The organism is Vibrio sp. Vb1755 (assembly GCF_033338635.1).
Lineage (GTDB): Bacteria > Pseudomonadota > Gammaproteobacteria > Enterobacterales > Vibrionaceae > Vibrio > Vibrio alginolyticus.
Window position 1 is genome coordinate 1 of record NZ_JAWOTA010000295.1, and the last position, 621, is coordinate 621.

Below are 621 nucleotides of genomic sequence, written 5' to 3' on the forward strand. Positions count from 1 at the left end.
CTGTGCGTACTTAAAATGTTTGGAAGAACTAAGCGCAGGTAACCATGAGTTTGCCTTAGCGAAAAAGCGCCTAGACGTCACTTTACAAGAACGTAAAACGCCAGAAATGGAATACTTCCTTAATACATTCGCCCCAAGCTTTGAGCTATCGCTGGATGAAATCAGTTAGCCAGTTTAGTTTATGGAGATAAACGTGTCGTTTGAATTACACTCTTTGTGGCAAGAGCGCCACGATGATGAGCATAAAATCCGCCGTGATGACCACCGCAGCCCCTATCAACGTGATAGAGCGAGAATCCTGCACTCTGCGGCATTTCGACGCCTGCAAGCGAAAACTCAAGTTCATGGCAACAGCTTGGAAGACTTTCATAGAAGTCGACTTACCCACTCGTTAGAAGCGGCCCAATTAGGCACGGGTATTGTCGCGCAACTCAAAAAGAAACAGTCTGAATTTAAAGAACTATTGCCCTCGGACAGTTTGATTGACTCTCTGTGTCTCGCGCACGATATCGGCCACCCACCATACGGACACGGTGGCGAAGTCGCATTGAACTATATGATGCGTGACCATGGTGGCTTTGAAGGCAATGCGCAGACTTTTCGCATTGTGACCAAATTCGA

Annotated in this window: 2 protein-coding genes; both read left to right on the plus strand. The window is 47.0% G+C overall.

Features of this window, described 5'->3' with window-relative positions; translation table 11 throughout:
- Nucleotides 1–169: YfbR-like 5'-deoxynucleotidase (locus R7E00_RS24655; protein ID WP_318124842.1), on the plus strand; the 169-nt coding region annotated here is incomplete at its 5' end.
- 12 nt (nt 170–181) lie between these two features.
- Nucleotides 182–621 (plus strand): dGTP triphosphohydrolase (dgt, locus tag R7E00_RS24660; RefSeq protein WP_318124841.1); only part of this gene is annotated, 440 nt, incomplete at its 3' end.